Annotated in this window: 1 protein-coding gene; it reads left to right on the top strand. The window is 69.1% G+C overall.

Features of this window, described 5'->3' with window-relative positions:
- Window positions 1–20: 20 nt before the first annotated feature.
- The coding region (locus LO762_RS32235; protein ID WP_308104903.1) for an acyltransferase domain-containing protein at window positions 21–692 on the top strand (672 nt) is incomplete at its 3' end.

A 692-nucleotide genomic window follows, 5' to 3' on the forward strand; every position in this document is an offset into this window, starting at 1 on the left:
ACGCTCCGAAGACGTCGGGCGTGGTGCCGTTGGTGGTGTCGGCGCGGTCACCGGAGGGCTTGCGGGCGGCTGCCGGACAGTTGGCCGACTTCCTGGAGCGGGAACCGGTGGCCGGCTTGGGAGATGTGGGGCGTGCGTTGTTGACGTCTCGTTCGGTGTGGGAGTTCCGGGCCGGTGTGGTGGCCACGGACCGGGATGAAGCCGTGGCGAAGCTCCGTGCGGTAGCGGCGGTGGCTGCTGGGGACGCGGTGTCTTCTGGTGCGGCGGGGTCTTCTGGTCGTGTGGTGTTCGCGTTTGCTGGTCAGGGTGCTCAGCGGGCCGGGATGGGCCGGGACCTGCGTGAGGTGTTCCCCGTGTTCGCTGCCGCGTTCGACGAGGTGTGTGCGGCGTTGGACGCCGAGTTGAGCGGGGTGGCGGAGTTCCCCCTTGGGGAGGTGGCGTTCGCTGATCCGGGTTCGGATCTGGCGGGTCTGTTGGATCAGACGCTGTACACGCAGTCGGTGTTGTTCGCCTTCGAGGTTGCGTTGTGGCGTTTGGTGGAGTCGTGGGGTGTGCGGGCGCAGGCGTTGGTGGGTCATTCCATCGGTGAGTTGGCTGCGGCGTTCGCGGCCGGGGTGTGGTCTTTGGAGGATGCCGCCCAGGTGGTGGCCGCCCGGGCCCGGTTGATGCAGGCTCTCCCGGCCGGGGGCGCG

The organism is Actinocorallia sp. API 0066, from assembly GCF_020991275.1.
Lineage (GTDB): Bacteria > Actinomycetota > Actinomycetes > Streptosporangiales > Streptosporangiaceae > Actinocorallia.